Below are 19,909 nucleotides of genomic sequence, written 5' to 3' on the forward strand. Positions count from 1 at the left end.
GCCGAGGAACTGATTCGATGAGCCACTCTTTTGATGACATCAGCCAGCAGCTCAGGCGGCGTCACCGCAAGTCCGCACGCTTAAAGTGGATTTCCATGGGCGCGCTAGGCCTTGCTGGGCTATTTCTAGTACTGTTCTTTGCCGACATGCTGAACAAGGGGTTGCCCGCGTTTCAGCAGGCGTATATCAACACCGAAGTGACTTACACCGAGGAGGCTGCCACCGACGCCCGTCAGGCCATTGCGGAAGATTTAGTGCCTATCGTCAGCCGTACTGAAATTCGTGAAATACCCAAGGAAATCCGCAACGACGAAGACTTGATTGGCACCTCCGAACAGAAGTGGTTGTTGGTCAATGGTGAGGTCGATCAATACCTGAAAGGCAATCGCAACAAGCTTACCGAAGAGGAGCGTGAGGCGATTGACGAACGGGTAGAGTCCGGCCAGGTGGAGCTTGCGTTCAACCGCACCTTCTTCAGCCAGGGCGATTCCAAAACCTCCGAACGTTCGGGCATCTTGGCTGCTGTAGTGGGCACTGTCATGACGATGATCGTGACCCTTGCGATCTCATTCCCGATTGGTGTGATGACGGCGATTTACCTGGAAGAGTTTGCCCCGGATAACCGTTTGACCCAGGCGATTGAAATCAACATTAATAATCTCGCCGCCATCCCATCGATTTTGTTTGGTTTGTTGGGCCTGGCGATTTTTATTAATTTCTTTGGCGTACCCCGTTCATCGCCACTTGCCGGTGGTATGACCCTGGCGTTGATGACATTGCCGGTGATTATTATCTCGACCCGCGCAGCACTGCGGAGCGTGCCGGACTCGATACGTCACGCTGCTTTCGGTGTCGGCTGCTCGCGGTGGCAGGTAGTGCGTGACCACGTACTGCCGTTGGCTATGCCGGGCATCATGACGGGTTCGATCATTGGTCTTGCTCAGGCGATGGGCGAAACGGCCCCGCTGATCATTGTCGGCATGGTTGCCTTTATTCCCGATGTTGGAGCATCGTTTACCGAGGCGGCAACGGTCATGCCTGCGCAAATATTCACTTGGTCCGGCGAGCCAGAACATGCGTTTGTCGAAAAAACGGCGGGCGGCATTTTAGTCCTCCTTGCCGTGTTGATCTCGTTAAACGCCTTTGCCGTGTTACTGCGAAAGAAATTTGAACGTCGCTGGTAAGCCAGCGCGTCATATAGGATACCGTTATGAATAGCCAAGCACCTGTAGCGACTGAACAAAACATCCCGAATGTAGGCCAGCCGTACACGCGCAATGAAAAAGCCTGTCACGATCTGAGCATTCGGGTGCGCGACTTAAACCTCTGGTACGGTAAAAACCAAGCATTGAACGGTTTGAATATCGACCTGTTTCAGAAAAACGTGACGGCCCTAATCGGGCCTTCCGGCTGCGGCAAGTCGACATTTCTACGCTGTTTAAATCGTATGAACGACCTGATTCCTGGCGTTCGTACAGAAGGACTGGTAGAGATGGACGGCCATGACGTAAATACTGCAAAGATGGACGAAGTAGCGCTGCGTCGTCGCGTAGGGATGGTCTTCCAGAAACCCAATCCGTTTCCCAAATCGATTTTTGAAAACGTTGCTTACGCGCCCCGTATGCACGATATGGTGAGTCGTAAGGCCGACCAGGATGAACTGGTAGAGCAGGCGTTGCGCGACGCGGGCCTTTGGAACGAAGTAAAAGATAAGCTGCAAGAGCCGGGCACGTCACTATCCGGTGGTCAGCAACAGCGTTTGTGTATTGCTCGGGCGATTGCCGTGCAGCCTGATGTGATCCTAATGGATGAGCCCACATCGGCACTTGATCCGATTTCTACGGCAACCATTGAAGACTTAATGGATCGCTTGAAAGAGAAATTTACCATCGTCACGGTAACGCACAATATGCAGCAGGCGGCCCGCGTGGCTGATTACACGGCGTTTTTCCACCTGGGGGAAATCATTGAGTATAACGATACGAAAGTGATGTTCTCAACCCCGGCAAAAAAGAAAACCGAAGACTATATCTCAGGCCGGTACGGCTAAATACTGCTAGCCAACCAGGCTCACCATCGCGGTGGTGGGCCTGGACGGTAGTAGTAGGCAGTGTTTTTTTGGCTATTCATATATGTTTTAACGCATATGATTATTTTGTTTTCATGCACCAGATTACTTAGGAGACCCCCATGACACTGCGTATTGGTATAAACGGTTTCGGTCGCATTGGTCGATTGGCAGTGCGGAGTTTATGGGCGCAGGTAGAAGCAGGTGAGGCTGAGGTGGCGCGCATTAATGATCCAGGCGGTGACGCCGCGACCTTCGCACACTTGCTCGAGTTTGATTCCGTTCATGGGCATTGGTCACCGGGTGGAGGGATTTCTGCGAGTCAAGATGCCGTGTTGATCGACGGCGATGCCATCGCGTTTAGTGCCAACAAGGAGATTATGGATAGCGATTGGTCGGGTTGTGACGTGGTTATTGAGTGTTCGGGCAAAATGAAAACCAGCGCTAAACTTCAGGCGTATTTTGACCAAGGTGTTCAGCGCGTAGTGGTTAGTGCTCCGGTGAAAGAAGAGGGGGTGCTAAACGTGGTCGTCGGCGTGAACGATCATCTGTATGATCCTGAGCTGCACAAAATCGTAACCGCCGCCAGCTGTACGACCAACTGTCTGGCGCCGGTGGTTAAAGTCATTCAGGAAACCTTCGGTATCCGGCATGGTTCCATGACCACGGTGCACGATATCACCAACACGCAAACCATTCTGGACGCGCCACACAAGGACCTGCGCCGGGCGCGCGCCTGCGGCATGAGCCTGATTCCCACCACCACCGGTTCGGCAAAAGCCATCACCGCGATATTTCCCGAGCTGGAAGGCAAGCTGAACGGCCACGCGATTCGCGTGCCGCTGGCCAACGCCTCGCTCACCGATATGGTCTTCGAGCTTGAGCGCGAGGTCACCGTCGAGGAAGTCAATCAGGCATTGAAGCATGCCGCCGATGGTGCTCTTGCGGGCATTCTGGGCTATGAGGAACGCCCGCTGGTGTCGATCGATTACCGTACCGACCCGCGCAGCTCGATTATCGATGCGCTTTCCACCATGGTGATCAACGGTACACAGCTCAAACTCTACGCTTGGTACGACAACGAGTGGGGCTACGCCAACCGCACGGCCGAGCTGGCCCTGAAGGTAGGTGGCGAGCAGGTGGAGCGTGGCTGATTCACTGCTTGCGCGCGTAAAGGCGCTCCCTTTCGAGGTGCGCCAGTACATGCTGATCACCGGCAACTACTGGGCGTTCACGATTACTGACGGCGCTTTGCGCATGCTGGTGGTGATGCACTTTCATCAGCTGGGCTATTCGCCGTTTGAAATAGCCATGCTGTTTTTGTTTTACGAAGCCTTTGGCGTGGTGACCAACCTGGTAGGCGGCTGGCTGGGTGCTCGGCTGGGACTCAACCGCACGATGAATGTGGGCCTGGGGCTGCAGATCATTGCCCTTGCCATGCTGATGGTACCTGCGAGCCTACTGACCGTTGCCTGGGTGATGGCCGCCCAGGCGTTATCGGGCATCGCCAAAGATCTCAACAAGATGAGCGCCAAGAGTGCCGTCAAGGTGCTCGTGCCCAGCGATAGCGCCAACGCCAATAGCGCGCTTTACCGATGGGTGGCGATGCTAACCGGTTCCAAGAACGCCCTGAAAGGGCTGGGCTTCTTTGTCGGTGGTCTGCTGTTGACCTTGATTGGTTTTCAGGCGGCGGTATTGGTGATGGCGGTCATGCTGGGGGGTGTGCTGGCGCTTTCGCTATGGCGACTGAAGGCGGACCTGGGGCGCCAAAAGGTAAAACCTAAGTTTTCCGAGATTTTCTCCAAATCGCGCGCCATCAACGTGCTGTCCGCGGCACGATTTTGCCTGTTTGCCTCCCGCGACGTGTGGTTCGTCGTGGCGCTGCCGGTGTTTTTATACGATCAACATGGCTGGTCACACTGGACGGTGGGCGGCTTGCTGGCGGTATGGATCATAGGCTACGGCGGAGTGCAAACCCAGGCGCCCAAGCTAACCCGGCTGATCAAAGGCGATGCGCGCTCGCTTACCGCAGGCTGGGCAGCGACGCTGGCGGGGCTCGCGATCCTGCTGGCGTTGCTACCCCTGGCAGAGGTTGAATGGCTGGTCGTCGGCCTGCTCGCCTTTGGTGTCCTGTTCGCGATCAATTCCAGCTGGCACAGCTACCTGATTGTGCATTATGCCCGCGCCGATGGCGTTTCCATGGACGTCGGCTTTTACTATATGGCCAATGCCATGGGGCGTTTAATTGGCACGCTGCTGTCAGGCTGGCTGTATATGGCATACGGGCTAAGTGCTTGCCTTTGGGTATCGGCGGCCTTGGTGGCTTCCAGTGCATTGATGGCGTTGGCACTGCCACTAGGCAGCTATCTAGCACGTCCATGAAACTCATCCTACATGGAACTGATTTCGCGTGTTATTGGCAATTCTCACCAGCGCAAGCATAAGCGGTACTTCGACCAATACACCCACCACCGTGGCCAGTGCCGCGCCAGACTGCATGCCGAATAGCGCAATGGCGGCCGCGACCGCGAGTTCAAAAAAGTTGCTCGCGCCAATCATCGCCCCGGGTGCGGCGATGTTATGAGGGACTCGCCAGGCTTTCGCCCAGCCGTAAGCGATGAAGAAGATAAAGAAGGTCTGAATAATCAGCGGTATCGCGATCAAGACAATATGCAGCGGGTTGTTCAGAATCACCTCGCCCTGGAAGGCAAACAGCAGCACCAGGGTAATGATCAGGCCGATCGGGGTGATCGGGCCGACGCGCTTCATAAAGACATTGTCGTACCACTCGGCGCCGTGTTTTTTGATCAAGCTTTGCCGCGTGACGTAGCCTGCCGCCAGGGGAATCACGATATACAGCAAGACCGATAGCGCGACGGTGTCCCAGGGCACCTGAATGTTGGAGATGCCCAGAAGAAAGACCACGATAGGAGCGAAGGCGAACAGCATGATCAGATCATTGAGAGCGACTTGTACCAGCGTATAAGCCGCGTCACCACGTGTCAGGTAGCTCCATACAAATACCATGGCGGTGCAGGGGGCGGCGCCTAGCAGGATCGCGCCCGCTAGATATTCGCTGGCTAGTTCGTGAGGAATAAAGGGGCGAAAAATCACCATAAAAAACAGCCAGGCAATGGCAAACATGGAGAAGGGCTTGATCAGCCAATTGACGGCCGTGGTGATGGTCAGCCCTTTGGGCTGGCGGCGGACTCCCGCAATGGCGGTGAAGTCAATTTGCGCCATCATGGGGAAAATCATGGCCCAGATGAGTACCGCGATAGGGATAGAGACCTGGGCCACCTCAAAGCGTGACAGGGCCTGCGGTACTGCCGGGGCGAGTTGCCCGAGCAAGATACCCGCGACAATGGCAAAGGCGACCCACAGCGAGAGATAGCGCTCGAAAAGGCCCATGCCGTCGGCGGTGGAGGGCGACGCTTTATCCTGCAGCGATGACATATAGAACTCCTTGATCGAAGGGCGCGTGAATGCATCCGTTGGGAGCGTGCTGCTGCAACGCGCATTGTTTTCCATAATATATGGTTTTCCGTATATTTCTAGTGCCGCGCCATGCATGAAATATTGCCGTCATGAACCCGGCGTAGAGTAACAGCCACTAACTACATAAGAGGCTGTTTATTTATGGCGAAGCGCCGCGTGTTGTTCCTTTGCAATGCTAACTCTGCACGGTCTCTGATGGGGGAGGCGCTGCTTCGCCATTTGGCAGATGATCGTTTTGAAGCCTTTAGTGCCGGTTCTGAACCCGATGAGCCCCATGCGTTGACACTTGAGGCGTTACACAAGCATGGGCTTCCTACCGAAGGCTTACGCAGTAAGCCGTTGGATGTATTTGAAAGCGAGACCTTCGACTTTGTCATTGTGCTGTGTGATAAGGCCCAGCAAGCCTGCCGCGATTGGCAAGGAAAGGCGGGCGATGTGCTGTTCTGGGATATTCGAGATCCTCGCCTGATTGGCAAGGCAGATGCTTATGAGCAGGCGTTATTAGAGATTCGCCGGCGCCTTCAGCTTTGGCTACCCCTCCATAAGTATAATTAAACTTAGCTAAAAGGTGCGGGTAGAGATGAAATGGATTAATAACTTAAGCGTCAAAGCAAGCTGGACGTTTGTGCTGGTTGCGTTCAGTGGTTTAGTTCTCGTCATTGGCACGCTGGGGCTGTTCGCCAACCATTTTGGTCGTGAGGCATTCACGTCGCTGCATGAAGGGGACATGGCGCAAATTAGCAACCTCGATAGCGCCTACTCCCAGCTATTGCGTTCGCGTATTCAGATGAACCGTGCGGCGGAGTTAATCCGTAGTCCTTCATTTGATCGGCCTGACCCCTTGATAGAAGAAGCCCAGCGGTTGCTGGACTCGGCCTCTGAGAATTTCTCTCAATTTACAGCGAGTGATTTTGAGCCCAATCAGCAGGCGTTGGTGGATCAATTAGCATCGAACTTTCAGTCATTCGTTAACAATAATCTCAATCTTCAGATGATGATGCTGGAAGAGCGCGATATCTCCGGTTTCTTCTCAGGCGAGTCGCGGGTGGATGATAGTAGTCAACAGTTTGTGGAGAGTACCGAAGCATTTTTTGAAGCCTCAACCCAGCGTGGTAACGTGCTGTTCGCGCGCTTTGAGCAGGTTTCGTCGCTGCTTTTTTGGGGCGTGATTGCGGCGCTAGGTACTGCGTTGCTGGTAGTGGCGGTAGTGGTATGGGGCGTGCGTAAAAACGTGCTTCGCCCGTTGAAGAAAATCACTGGGCACTTCCAGCGCATTGCTAATGGTGACCTGTCGGCGCCGGTAAAAGCGCACTCAAATAACGAAATTGGTCAGCTGTTTAGTGAGCTGGATAAGATGCAGCACTCGCTGACGGCCACGGTTAATCGGCTTAATGCGAGCAGCCAGCAGGTATATAGCAATAGTCAGGAGATGACCGAACAGAACCAGCTGTTGGCGAGCCAAACCGACACTCAAGTCTCGGCCTTGCAGCAAATGGCCGCGAGCTTGGAGCAACTGACCGCCACGGTGAATCAAAATGCTGAAAGCGCGGCGCATGTTAGTCAGTCAACGGCGGATGTGTCCCATAAAGCGCAGCAGGGTGATGAGGTGATTAGCCAGTTTATCGCCACTATGGAGGCGATAAATAGTCACTCCGAAGAGATTCAAAGCATTATTCGCATGATTGAGAGTATTGCTTTCCAAACCAATATTTTAGCACTCAATGCATCGGTTGAAGCGGCGCGTGCCGGTGAGCACGGGCGTGGGTTCGCGGTGGTTGCCAGTGAAGTACGTGCACTGGCAACGCGCAGTGCTAATGCCGCAAGCGAGATTCGAACTCGCATTGAAGCATCGAGTGCGAGTGTCCAGGAGGGTAGCGTTCTGTCCCAGCAGGCCGGTGAACATACGCGGGCGATTATGCAGGCAGCGAGTAATGTGAACACGCAGATGACGCAAATTACTCATGCTTCTGAGGAGCAGCGGCGTGGCATTGAAGAGGTCAATCAAGCGGTTACCCAAATCGATACCACGACCCAAGACACCATGCGCTTAGTCAATCAGGCGGCCCAGAGCGCAGAGGTGTTGTCCCAGGAAGCCTTGCAGATGCGTGAATATGCCGGCCAATTCAGTGTTGTCGAGGAAGTAACTGATGCAGGCCGAAATCATGCCAATGGGGAGGACGCTGAATATCCCGGATGGGAGCAGCTTAGCCAGGATGAATCAGCTATAGCAAGCCGCCAACAGGATGACCATAAAGCCCGTTTGCTTGCCGCCTCGTAGTGCCAAATCACTGGTTGTCAAAAGCGCCCTGGCTGACATTCTGCCAGGGTGCTAATCGGTGTGATTTAGCCTTGAAATTGCTGGTTAATCGATTAGCTCTACGGCGATGGCCGTTGCTTCGCCACCGCCAATGCATAAGCTAGCAATGCCACGTTTGCCACCTTTAGTACGCAATGCATGGATCAAGGTCGCGATAATGCGTGAGCCGGTAGAGCCAATCGGGTGGCCTTGGGCGCAGGCACCGCCAAAAACGTTGACCTTGTCGTGGGGCAGCCCCAAATCATCCATTGCCATCAGTGTCACCACGGCAAAGGCTTCGTTGATTTCAAATAGATCAACGTCATTGACGCCCCAGCTTAGCTTTTTCATCAGCTTTTCAATCGCGCCCACAGGGGCGATCGTGAATTCACTCGGGTGGCGTGAGTGGGTCGTGTGCCCCAACATGCGTGCTAGTGGTTTAATGCCGTGTTGATCTGCCGCTGCCTGACTCGCTAAAAGAAGTGCCGAAGCGCCGTCCGAAATTGAGCTTGAGTTGGCGGCGGTTATCGTGCCCTCTTTGGCAAAGGCAGGGCGCAGCTGGCGAATTTTATCCAGCTTGGCCTGGAACGGCTGCTCGTCATGTTCAACCAAGGAGTCGCCCTGGCGAGAGGTGACGGTTACAGGTGCCATCTCAGCTGCTAAGTGGCCTGCATTGGTAGCCGCCATGGCTCGCTCGAGCGAGGCAATGGCAAAATCGTCCAGCCGCTCGCGGGTGTAGCCACGTTGAGACGCGACATCCTGGGCGAAGACGCCCATCAACTTACCTGTTTCAGCATCTTCCAGGCCATCCAGGAACATGTGATCTTTCAGCTCACCATGGCCTAGCCGATAACCGCTGCGTGCCTTGGTGAGCACGTGCGGGGCATTGGACATGGATTCCATACCGCCTGCAAGGATTATATCGCCACTGCCTGCTTTGATCAGATCGTGAGCCAGCATAGTGGCTTTCATTCCCGAGCCGCACAGCTTGTTAATAGTGGTGGCGCCGTTGGCATCGGGGATGCCCGCCTGACGCATAGCTTGCCGGGCCGGCCCTTGCTTGACGCCAGCAGGTAATACACAGCCCATAATGCCTTCTTCGACCGTTGCAGGGTCGATGCCTGCACGCTCAATCGCAGCGCGGATGGCCGTCGCGCCCAGCTCAGGTGCACTCAGGCTTGACAGGCTGCCCATCATGCCGCCCATGGGGGTGCGCGCAGCCGACAGAAATACAATGTCTGTGGCGTTACTCATGGTGTACTCCTTAAAGGTTATTGTGATTATCTCGCTGAGTGGCGCGCTATGCGTTGACCCGTTGCCGGTGCTGTGGTCTTCTCCTGGGTAACCAAGCAAGCGCTAGTGTGAACAACATGAATGTAATGAATGCCTCTCCACGTCGCAAGGAATTAACACGCCTTGCGGCTCAGCTTTTTGTCCAAGAAGGTTTCGACCGCACCACGGTCCGTATGCTGGCGCAGGAAATGGGCATTAAGTCCGGTAGCTTGTTTCATCATTTCAAAGATAAGCAAGAAATCCTGGCGGCGGTAATCGAAGAAGGAACTCACAATGCCCTTTTTATCGCACGCCGGGCTCTCGAAAGCTGTGGAGAAACCCCCGAAGCACGCCTCCGTGCGATGGCGCGAGCTCATCTGGAAACACTATTTACCGACCGCAATGCCCACGTGGTAGCGCTGTTTGAATGGCGACGTTTAACCCCGGCTGCCAGTGCTCACCTCAGTCATCTACGCGATGCTTATGAGGCGCAATGGGTCGCCGTAATCGATGATGCGTTGGCCGCTGGGCTGATTCATGGGGACCGTTTTTTGGTCTCCCGCTTTATCTTGGGCGCGTTAAACTGGACGGTACGTTGGTATGATCCCGACGGGCCTAGGACACCAGATGATTTAGCCGATGAACTGGTTGCGATGATTATGGCCCGCTAAGCATACGTCAGTCATTGGCCTCTCTCGACTAACGTATAACCATCAAACGCGGCTACTCGCTTGCGCTTCACCGCGTTTGCTTTTAGCTTGGGTTTTATTCAAAGGGTTCCGTTAACGTAAACTGATAATTACAACGCTCGCGACTGCGTAGCCCGATGCTCACTACCAACAATATTTAAGAGAGCTATCATGACAGCGACATCACAACCCAATTATTCGGATTACCTTGATACGTTTTCCATCGGAGAGGTGATTGCCAAGCTTGATGACCATCAGGACGGCCAATTAAACGCTTTCGAAGCATGTTGTGGGCGCCATGTTCGTGCAGGTCGGGGCCATGTGTTGGCTCTGGTGCAAGAAGATGTAGACGGGGCGACGCACACGTTGAGCTACGCAGAGCTTGATCAACAAAGCGCTAAACTGGCGGGTTGGTTTCAAGGTCAAGGGTTGGGCGAGGGGGACCGCATCGCGTGTATGCTCCCCCGCTCGCTACCGTTGCTGGTGGCGGTACTGGCGGCTTGGCGTATTGGCGCGGTTTACCAACCGTTGTTTACCGCCTTTGGCCCTGATGCGGTGGATTATCGCCTTGGACGGGCTGATACCAAGCTAGTGATCACGGACCATGTGAATCGTTACAAGTTTGATGGCTTAAGCCAGTGCCCGCCCGTATTGGCGGTGGGTGGTTCAACAAGCGAGCATCCAGACGACCACGATTGGCACGCAGCGTTGACGCATGCGTCAATGGAGGGTGAGCCGCCGCGCTTGGCACCTGAAAAGCCCTTTTTGCAGATGTTTACCTCTGGAACGGTCGGTAAGCCTAAAGGCGTTGCCGTACCGCTTTCCGGTATGACGGCGTTTGCCCTCTATATGGAGCTTGCGGTTGACCTTCGGGAAGATGATCGTTTCTGGAATATGGCGGATCCGGGCTGGGCTTATGGCCTTTACTATGCGATCGCCGGCCCGCTGCTACTAGGGGTAACGACTCACTTTTGCGAAGCCGGATTTACTGCTGACGGTGCGCTTGAGTTTATGAAGCGCCACCGAATTACCAACTTTGCCGCAGCGCCAACGGCCTATCGATTGATGAAAGCGTCCGGTCTATTTGATGATGCTCATCAGACCTTGGAGCTTCGCGCCGCGAGCTCTGCCGGCGAGCCCCTTAACACCGAGGTCGTTACCTGGGTAGAAAAGTCGCTGGGATGCTCTGTCATGGATCACTACGGTCAAACCGAAACCGGGATGACGTGTAACAACCATCATGCCCTTGATCATCCCAAACATGTCGGTGCCATGGGTGTGCCCATGCCAGGGTACCGCTTGGCGATTCTGGACGCTGAGTATAATGAGTTGCCGCCTGGCGAGCCGGGCGTTTTGGCCGTGGATATTGAGCAATCCCCGGCGCACTTTTTTCAGGGCTATACCTGGCAAGAGAAAGACCCTTTTGTGAAGGGTTATTACCTGACTGGTGACGTGGTGATTCGTAACGAGGATGGCTCGTTTCAGTTCGCCGGTCGCGATGATGACATCATTACCACCTCTGGCTATCGGGTTGGCCCGACCGATGTCGAAAACAGCGTCATGGCGCACCCCGCGGTGGCGGAATCGGCGGCGGTCGGCCAGCCTGATGAAATCCGTGGCGAGGTGATCAAGTCGTATATTGTGTTGCGTGATGGCTATGAGCCTAGTGAGGCGCTTGCGGAGGAAATTCGCCAGCAAGTGCGCGAGCGATTATCGACCCACGCATTTCCTCGTGTCATCGAGTTTGTCGACGAGCTGCCCAAAACGCCCAGTGGCAAGATCCAGCGCTTCAAATTGCGTGCCCAGGCGGCTGAAGACGCCAACCTGAGTCAGTAACGCTTTAATAACAGGGAAACATCATCATGCAAGTGAAGGATCATACGTTTTTAATCACCGGAGCCGCTTCCGGGTTGGGGGCCGCCACCGCCGAGCGCCTGGTCGCCGGAGGGGCCCGCGTGATGCTCTGCGACTTAAACGAAAGCGTAAACGCCCATGCCCAGACGCTGGGGGAGGGTGCTCAAGCATGCCTGGCCGATATCACCTCTGCAGAGCAAATGCAGCAAGCGGTTGATAAGGCGGTTGCGTTAGGAGGCGAGCTTGGGCTATCTGGGGTTATACACTGTGCAGGCGTGGTGAGCGTAGCCAAACTGGTCGACCGTGAAGGCACGCCGGCTGATCTGGACAGCTATGCGAAGACGATCAATATCAACCTGGTGGGCACTTTCAATGTAATGCGCTTGGCCGCTGCGGCGATGGCTAAAAATGCTCCTGATGAAAGCGGCGAGCGCGGTATCATTATCAATACTGCATCTATCGCTGCGTTCGATGGCCAAGTAGGTCAGTGCGCCTACAGTGCATCTAAAGCTGGCGTTATTAGTATGAGTCTTCCCGCCGCGCGCGAACTATCGCGTCATGCTATCCGGGTGATGGCCATTGCCCCTGGCGTATTTGAAACGCCCATGATGAGCGAGATACCTGACGATGCAGCCCAGGCGTTGGCTGCCGCGGTGCCTTTCCCCAAACGGCTGGGCAAGCCTGAAGAATTTGCCCAGCTAGCCGAGCAGATTATCGCTAACCCCATGCTGAACGGTGAGGTGATCCGGTTGGACGGAGGGATTCGAATGCAGTGATTAAGCAATAAAGCGTATTGATTGCTTAAAAACAAGACCTGCCAGCGCTATTGTTGGCAGGTTTTTTCTTTTTAGTCAGCTGTTTATTATTACTTCTACCAAAGTAGTGGCAAGTTGAGTCGATTAATTCAAACGATCGCTTGACTCGCTGTTGGCTGCACGTTAATTTCAAACATGTGTTTGAAAGCCGTTCCCTATAAGCGTTTGTTGCTTTCAGCCCCCTGTTTTAGGAGAAGTGCCATGCCCAGCTACCAGGCCCCCTTACGTGACATGCGTTTCGTTATGGACGAAATGTTTGACTACCCCAGTCATTACGCATCGCTACCCAACGGTGATGAGGCTTCTCCAGATGTGGTTAGTGCCATTTTGGAGGAAGGTGCCCGCTTTGCTCGCGAGGTGTTGCTGCCTATCAATCAAAGCGGCGATGAAGAGGGGTGCCTGTTAGAAGGAGGAGAGGTTAAAGCGCCTAAAGGCTTTAAAGAGGCCTACCAGCAGTACGTTGAAGGGGGCTGGCCGAGTCTGGCCGCGGACCTTGAGCAAGGTGGTCAGGGCTTGCCGCCTTCGTTGGCGATGATGCTCTCCGAAATGATCTGCGCAACTAACTTGGCATGGGGGATGTATCCGGGGCTTTCCCATGGCGCAGCCGATGCGCTGAAGCATCATGGTACTGAAGAGCAAAAGGCGGCCTATCTTACCAAGCTGGTTGAAGGCATCTGGACGGGGACCATGTGTCTCACCGAGCCGCACTGCGGAACCGACCTCGGGCTCATCAAAACCCGCGCGGTGCCCGTTGAGGGCGATGCGTATGCAATTACCGGTACCAAGATTTTTATCTCGGCGGGTGAGCACAACCTTGCCGAGAACATCGTGCACTTGGTGCTGGCAAAGCTCCCCGATGCGCCTGAAGGCTCCAAGGGTATTTCACTATTTGTCGTCCCCAAATTCCTGCCGAATGCTGAAGGCAATCCTGGCGAACGCAATGGCGTGGCCTGTGGCTCTTTAGAGCACAAGATGGGTATTCATGGTAATGCCACCTGTGTCATGAATTTTGACGATGCGACCGGCTACTTGGTGGGGCCGCCCAACAAAGGGCTGGCGTGTATGTTCACCATGATGAATGCCGCACGTCTCGGCGTCGGTATTCAGGGGCTGGGGTTGATCGAGGCCAGCTTCCAGAACTCACTCAGCTACGCCCGCGACCGGCTGCAGATGCGCGGTCTGTCAGGTAAGCAGGCCCCTGAAAAGCCGGCAGATCCGATCATCGTTCATCCCGATGTGCGCCGCATGCTGCTAACGCAGAAAGCCTTTGCTGAAGGCGGGCGCATGTTGGTGCTGTATACCGCGCAAATGCTAGACGTGGTCGAGCATGGGCAGGCCGGTGAAGAGCGAGATCACGCTGAAACCCTGCTTGGTTTGCTAACGCCTATCGTTAAGGCTTTCCTGACCGAAGTTGGTTTTGAAAGTACCAACGAGGGCGTACAGATCTACGGAGGCCATGGGTTTATCAAAGAGTGGGGCATGGAGCAGTTGGTACGTGATGCGCGTATCACCCGCCTTTATGAAGGCACGACCGGTATTCAGGCGCTGGATCTGCTGGGCCGTAAGGTGCTCATGAGTCAGGGTGAATCGCTAAAAGTGTTCACCAAAGAGATTCACAAGTTCTGCAAGGCAGAAGCCGATAACCCTGACCTTAAAGAGTTTGTTGAGCCGCTGGCCAAGCTGAACGCTGAGTGGGGTGAGCTGACCATGGGCGTGGGCATGAAAGCTATGCAGGACCGTGAAGAAGTCGGTGCAGCGAGCGTTGATTACCTTATGTACTCCGGCTACGTCACGTTGGCTTACCTGTTTGCTCGCGCCGCCAAACAAGCCTCCCTCTCTCTGACGGGCGATGAAAAGGCCTTCTATGCTGCCAAGTTGAATACGGCACGTTTCTATTACCAGCGGTTATTGCCGCGCACCAAAGCGCATGCGCAGATGATCCAATCGGGTGCGGGTAGTCTGATGGCGATCTCCAGTGAAGACTTTGGCCTAGGGTTTGAAATTTGATTAACGGTTGACGCGGCCACAGGCCGCGAGTGGGCACTCTCTGATCAGGTGTTCTGGTCGGTGGTTTGCGGCAGGCTTGGTTCTTTGAACCAGACCTGCCGCTTTTTTATTTTTAGCACCCTCTTGCCAACCCGGCGGTGAAGCCGTAAAGTACGCATCCGCTGCCGGGGACGCCAAGCGTTGCTGGCGGTGGGAGGGGTTAAAAATCCTCGGTTTGTCAGTGAGTTAGGTTGCTGATGGTGACAGTGGGTTTGCATCACCTCGCGCCAATTAGTCATTGACAACCACCCGGAAGTGCGTAGAATACGCCTTCCTCGCTGAGGCCAAGCCGTTCACCGGTTGGCCGGTTTTGTAAAGCGAAACGCTCTTTAATAATTTGATCAGGTAATTCATGTGGGCGCTTGCCGATGAGGGTGATAAATCACCTATTATCAAGGCAAGCGACTCAAGCACTACGGCTTTTCGAAGCCGATACTGAATGAATTCGTTTGACCCTTGAGCCAAGTTTGGTTCGCTTCTGTCGCTTTTGGGTGGCAGGTAAGAACCGCAACGATCTTAAACTGAAGAGTTTGATCATGGCTCAGATTGAACGCTGGCGGCAGGCCTAACACATGCAAGTCGAGCGGTAACAGATCTAGCTTGCTAGATGCTGACGAGCGGCGGACGGGTGAGTAATGCATAGGAATCTACCCGGTAGTGGGGGATAACCTGGGGAAACCCAGGCTAATACCGCATACGTCCTACGGGAGAAAGGGGGCTTTGGCTCCCGCTATCGGATGAGCCTATGCCGGATTAGCTGGTTGGTGAGGTAACGGCTCACCAAGGCGACGATCCGTAGCTGGTCTGAGAGGATGATCAGCCACATCGGGACTGAGACACGGCCCGAACTCCTACGGGAGGCAGCAGTGGGGAATATTGGACAATGGGGGCAACCCTGATCCAGCCATGCCGCGTGTGTGAAGAAGGCCCTCGGGTTGTAAAGCACTTTCAGCGAGGAAGAACGCCTGGTGGTTAATACCCGCCAGGAAAGACATCACTCGCAGAAGAAGCACCGGCTAACTCCGTGCCAGCAGCCGCGGTAATACGGAGGGTGCAAGCGTTAATCGGAATTACTGGGCGTAAAGCGCGCGTAGGTGGCTTGATAAGCCGGTTGTGAAAGCCCCGGGCTCAACCTGGGAACGGCATCCGGAACTATCAGGCTAGAGTGCAGGAGAGGAAGGTAGAATTCCCGGTGTAGCGGTGAAATGCGTAGAGATCGGGAGGAATACCAGTGGCGAAGGCGGCCTTCTGGACTGACACTGACACTGAGGTGCGAAAGCGTGGGTAGCAAACAGGATTAGATACCCTGGTAGTCCACGCCGTAAACGATGTCGACCAGCCGTTGGGTGCCTAGCGCACTTTGTGGCGAAGTTAACGCGATAAGTCGACCGCCTGGGGAGTACGGCCGCAAGGTTAAAACTCAAATGAATTGACGGGGGCCCGCACAAGCGGTGGAGCATGTGGTTTAATTCGATGCAACGCGAAGAACCTTACCTACCCTTGACATCTACAGAAGCCGAGAGAGATCTTGGTGTGCCTTCGGGAACTGTAAGACAGGTGCTGCATGGCTGTCGTCAGCTCGTGTTGTGAAATGTTGGGTTAAGTCCCGTAACGAGCGCAACCCTTGTCCTTATTTGCCAGCACGTAATGGTGGGAACTCTAAGGAGACTGCCGGTGACAAACCGGAGGAAGGTGGGGACGACGTCAAGTCATCATGGCCCTTACGGGTAGGGCTACACACGTGCTACAATGGCCGGTACAAAGGGCGGCGAGCTCGCGAGAGTCAGCGAATCCCTTAAAGCCGGTCTCAGTCCGGATCGGAGTCTGCAACTCGACTCCGTGAAGTCGGAATCGCTAGTAATCGTGAATCAGAATGTCACGGTGAATACGTTCCCGGGCCTTGTACACACCGCCCGTCACACCATGGGAGTGGACTGCACCAGAAGTGGTTAGCCTAACTTTGGAGGGCGATCACCACGGTGTGGTTCATGACTGGGGTGAAGTCGTAACAAGGTAGCCGTAGGGGAACCTGCGGCTGGATCACCTCCTTAAACGATGCATTATCCTCGCGGTAAGCGCTCACAATGAATTACCTGATCAAGAAACTGCCGATACGCAGTGATAAGCGTTGTCTTCACATTGAAAAAAGAAAAAAGACCTTTTTTTAAAGACCTTTCGTTTTCTTTTAAAGTGAAAAAAGCATCCGCTTATCACTGCGCATAGCAGTCGCTCTTTAACAATGTATATCATGCTGACAGGAACGTTTTTTAACGTTCCTACGTAATTGTTTTGTGATACGTCTCAAGCGTATCCGGCAATCGTTATCATTGCGAGATACCAGACTCCTTCGGGTTATAGGGTCAAGCAATGAAGCGCACACGGTGGATGCCTAGGCAGCCAGAGGCGATGAAAGACGTGGAAGCCTGCGATAAGGCTCGGCGAGGTGGCAAACAACCTGTGACCCGGGCATTTCTGAATGGGGAAACCCACCGATCACAAGATCGGTATCCTGTCCTGAATCTATAGGGCCAGGAGGCGAACCAGGGGAACTGAAACATCTAAGTACCCTGAGGAAAAGAAATCAACCGAGATTCCCCTAGTAGCGGCGAGCGAACGGGGACCAGCCCTTAAGCATGTGACTGATTAGGCGAATGCGTTGGGAAGCGCGGCCGTAGCGGGTGATAGCCCCGTAGTCGAAAGTCTGATCATGTGAAATCGAGTAGGTCGGGGCACGAGAAACCTTGACTGAAGACGGGGGGACCATCCTCCAAGGCTAAATACTCCTGGCTGACCGATAGTGAACCAGTACCGTGAGGGAAAGGCGAAAAGAACCCCGGAGAGGGGAGTGAAATAGATCCTGAAACCGTGTGCGTACAAGCAGTAGGAGCCCACTTGTTGGGTGACTGCGTACCTTTTGTATAATGGGTCAGCGACTTATATTCAGTGGCGAGGTTAACCGTATAGGGGAGCCGTAGGGAAACCGAGTCTTAACTGGGCGACACAGTCGCTGGATATAGACCCGAAACCGAGCGATCTATCCATGAGCAGGGTGAAGATTGAGTAACATCAATTGGAGGCCCGAACCAGGATCTGTTGAAAAAGATTTGGATGACTTGTGGATCGGAGTGAAAGGCTAATCAAGCTCGGAGATAGCTGGTTCTCCTCGAAAGCTATTTAGGTAGCGCCTCACGTATCACCGCCGGGGGTAGAGCACTGTTTCGGCTAGGGGGTCATCCCGACTTACCAACCCGAGGCAAACTCCGAATACCGGTGAGTGCGAGCGTGGGAGACACACAGCGGGTGCTAACGTCCGTTGTGAAAAGGGAAACAACCCAGACCGTCAGCTAAGGTCCCGAAATCCTGGTTAAGTGGGAAACGATGTGGGAAGGCTCAGACAGCTAGGAGGTTGGCTTAGAAGCAGCCATCCTTTAAAGAAAGCGTAATAGCTCACTAGTCGAGTCGGCCTGCGCGGAAGATGTAACGGGGCTAAACCAGGTACCGAAGCTACGGGTGCGTTCTTAGGAATGCGCGGTAGAGGAGCGTCGTGTACGCCGATGAAGGTGGATTGAGAAGTCTGCTGGAGGTATCACGAGTGCGAATGCTGACATGAGTAACGATAAAGGGAGTGAAAAACTCCCTCGCCGGAAGACCAAGGGTTTCTGTTCGACGCTAATCGGAGCAGAGTGAGTCGGCCCCTAAGGCGAGGCCGAAAGGCGTAGTCGATGGGAAACGGGTCAATATTCCCGTACCGGACATGGTTGCGATGGGGGGACGAAGAAGGCTAGATGAGCCAGGCGTTGGTAGTCCTGGTGAAAGTCCGTAGGCTGAGGGTTTAGGTAAATCCGGACCCTTAAGGCCGAGAGACGAGACGAAGACACTAAGGTGTTGAAGTCATCGATGCCACGCTTCCAGGAAAAGCCTCTAAGCTTCAGATCATGTGCGACCGTACCCCAAACCGACACAGGTGGTCAGGGTGAGAATCCCAAGGCGCTTGAGAGAACTCGGGTGAAGGAACTAGGCAAAATGGTGCCGTAACTTCGGGAGAAGGCACGCCGGCGTATTGTGAGAGCCCTCGCGGCTTAAGCGAGAACCGGTCGAAGATACCAGGTGGCTGCAACTGTTTATTAAAAACACAGCACTCTGCTAACGCGCAAGCGGACGTATAGGGTGTGACGCCTGCCCGGTGCCGGAAGGTTAAATGATGGTGTTAGGATTCGTCCGAAGCTCTTGATTGAAGCCCCGGTAAACGGCGGCCGTAACTATAACGGTCCTAAGGTAGCGAAATTCCTTGTCGGGTAAGTTCCGACCTGCACGAATGGCGTAATGATGGCCACGCTGTCTCCACCCGAGACTCAGTGAAATTGAAATCGCCGTGAAGATGCGGTGTACCCGCGGCTAGACGGAAAGACCCCGTGAACCTTTACTATAGCTTCACACTGGACGCTGATGTTGCCTGTGTAGGATAGCTGGGAGGCTTTGAACTTTGGACGCCAGTTCGAAGGGAGCCAAACTTGAAATACCAGCCTGGCATCATTGGCGTTCTCACTCAGGTCCGTTATCCGGATCGAGGACAGTGTGTGGTGGGTAGTTTGACTGGGGCGGTCTCCTCCCAAAGCGTAACGGAGGAGCACGAAGGTACCCTCAGCACGGTCGGACATCGTGCAATGAGTGCAAGAGCATAAGGGTGCTTGACTGCGAGACAGACACGTCGAGCAGGTGCGAAAGCAGGTTCTAGTGATCCGGTGGTTCTGTATGGAAGGGCCATCGCTCAACGGATAAAAGGTACTCCGGGGATAACAGGCTGATACCGCCCAAGAGTTCACATCGACGGCGGTGTTTGGCACCTCGATGTCGGCTCATCACATCCTGGGGCTGAAGTCGGTCCCAAGGGTATGGCTGTTCGCCATTTAAAGTGGTACGCGAGCTGGGTTTAGAACGTCGTGAGACAGTTCGGTCCCTATCTGCCGTGGGCGTTGGATGTTTGAGAAGGGCTGCTCCTAGTACGAGAGGACCGGAGTGGACGCACCTCTGGTGTTCCGGTTGTCACGCCAGTGGCATTGCCGGGTAGCTATGTGCGGACGGGATAACCGCTGAAAGCATCTAAGCGGGAAGCCCCCTTCAAGATGAGACATCCCTGAGGCCACGAGCCTCCTGAAGGGCCCAGCGAGACCAGCTGGTTGATAGGCACGGTGTGGAAGCGCTGCAAGGTGTTGAGCTAACGTGTACTAATGGCCCGTGAGGCTTGACCCTATAACACCCAAGGGGTCTGGTCGTGATGATAACGAGAGAACCGGATACGCGCACTGAGCCGACTGTTGACGACACAGGGCTTGGTAAGAGAGACGCCACAAAACACCGTACAGCATGATAG

12 protein-coding genes and 2 rRNA genes are annotated in these 19,909 nt (G+C 54.5%); 12 read left to right on the forward strand and 2 right to left on the reverse strand.

Features of this window, described 5'->3' with window-relative positions; all coding sequences use genetic code 11:
- The first annotated feature begins 17 nt into the window (after positions 1-17).
- From pstA to arsJ, 4 genes are all read left to right on the forward strand, one after another.
- Complete coding sequence (gene pstA, locus GA0071314_RS06840) at positions 18-1,184, forward strand: phosphate ABC transporter permease PstA (RefSeq protein WP_074395944.1); 1,167 nt, start codon at positions 18-20, stop codon at positions 1,182-1,184.
- Positions 1,185-1,210: 26 nt separating this feature from the next.
- The gene (gene pstB, locus GA0071314_RS06845; RefSeq protein WP_074395945.1) at positions 1,211-2,050 is read left to right on the forward strand and encodes a phosphate ABC transporter ATP-binding protein PstB; all 840 of its coding nucleotides are present in this window, start codon (positions 1,211-1,213) and stop codon (positions 2,048-2,050) included.
- 140 nt (positions 2,051-2,190) lie between these two features.
- Positions 2,191-3,222: an ArsJ-associated glyceraldehyde-3-phosphate dehydrogenase gene (locus tag GA0071314_RS06850; RefSeq protein ID WP_074395946.1), complete on the forward strand. Its 1,032-nt coding sequence runs from the start codon at positions 2,191-2,193 to the stop codon at positions 3,220-3,222.
- Positions 3,215-4,450, forward strand: coding sequence for an organoarsenical effux MFS transporter ArsJ (gene arsJ, locus GA0071314_RS06855; RefSeq protein ID WP_074395947.1), 1,236 nt, complete (start codon positions 3,215-3,217; stop codon positions 4,448-4,450). The genes GA0071314_RS06850 and arsJ overlap by 8 nt, the downstream gene beginning before the upstream one ends.
- 3 nt (positions 4,451-4,453) lie before the next feature.
- Here arsJ and arsB read toward each other — a convergent pair whose 3' ends face one another.
- Complete coding sequence (gene arsB / locus GA0071314_RS06860; protein WP_074395948.1) at positions 4,454-5,524, reverse strand: ACR3 family arsenite efflux transporter; 1,071 nt, start codon at positions 5,522-5,524, stop codon at positions 4,454-4,456.
- Between the two features lie 183 nt (positions 5,525-5,707).
- Between arsB and GA0071314_RS06865 the strand changes: the two genes are divergently transcribed.
- Together GA0071314_RS06865 and GA0071314_RS06870 are read left to right on the forward strand one after the other, a co-directional pair.
- Positions 5,708-6,121, forward strand: coding sequence for an arsenate reductase ArsC (locus GA0071314_RS06865; protein ID WP_074395949.1), 414 nt, complete (start codon positions 5,708-5,710; stop codon positions 6,119-6,121).
- 25 nt (positions 6,122-6,146) lie between these two features.
- Positions 6,147-7,844 (forward strand): methyl-accepting chemotaxis protein, encoded by a 1,698-nt coding sequence (locus GA0071314_RS06870; protein WP_074395950.1) that lies wholly within the window; start codon positions 6,147-6,149, stop codon positions 7,842-7,844.
- Positions 7,845-7,928: 84 nt separating this feature from the next.
- Here GA0071314_RS06870 and GA0071314_RS06875 read toward each other — a convergent pair whose 3' ends face one another.
- A complete protein-coding gene (locus tag GA0071314_RS06875) occupies positions 7,929-9,116 on the reverse strand; it encodes an acetyl-CoA C-acyltransferase (protein ID WP_074395951.1) in 1,188 nt (395 codons plus the stop codon).
- Positions 9,117-9,241: 125 nt separating this feature from the next.
- Here GA0071314_RS06875 and GA0071314_RS06880 point away from each other — a divergent pair, with 125 nt between their 5' ends.
- From GA0071314_RS06880 to GA0071314_RS06905, 6 genes are all read left to right on the forward strand, one after another.
- Positions 9,242-9,805 carry a TetR/AcrR family transcriptional regulator gene (locus GA0071314_RS06880; protein WP_074395952.1) on the forward strand — a complete coding sequence of 188 codons (564 nt, stop codon included), beginning with the start codon at positions 9,242-9,244 and terminating at the stop codon, positions 9,803-9,805.
- A gap of 189 nt (positions 9,806-9,994) precedes the next feature.
- A complete protein-coding gene (locus GA0071314_RS06885) occupies positions 9,995-11,659 on the forward strand; it encodes an AMP-binding protein (RefSeq protein WP_074395953.1) in 1,665 nt (554 codons plus the stop codon).
- A gap of 26 nt (positions 11,660-11,685) precedes the next feature.
- Positions 11,686-12,453, forward strand: coding sequence for an SDR family NAD(P)-dependent oxidoreductase (locus GA0071314_RS06890; RefSeq protein ID WP_074395954.1), 768 nt, complete (start codon positions 11,686-11,688; stop codon positions 12,451-12,453).
- A 240-nt stretch (positions 12,454-12,693) separates the two neighbouring features.
- The gene (locus tag GA0071314_RS06895; protein WP_074395955.1) at positions 12,694-14,499 is read left to right on the forward strand and encodes an acyl-CoA dehydrogenase C-terminal domain-containing protein; all 1,806 of its coding nucleotides are present in this window, start codon (positions 12,694-12,696) and stop codon (positions 14,497-14,499) included.
- 557 nt (positions 14,500-15,056) lie between these two features.
- A 16S ribosomal RNA gene (locus GA0071314_RS06900) occupies positions 15,057-16,589 on the forward strand.
- Between the two features lie 307 nt (positions 16,590-16,896).
- A 23S ribosomal RNA gene (locus tag GA0071314_RS06905) occupies positions 16,897-19,788 on the forward strand.
- Together the 16S and 23S rRNA genes form the textbook arrangement of a ribosomal RNA operon.
- Positions 19,789-19,909 lie beyond the last annotated feature (121 nt).

Source organism: Halomonas sp. HL-93 (assembly GCF_900086985.1).
In the GTDB taxonomy this organism is placed as follows: Bacteria; Pseudomonadota; Gammaproteobacteria; order Pseudomonadales; family Halomonadaceae; genus Vreelandella.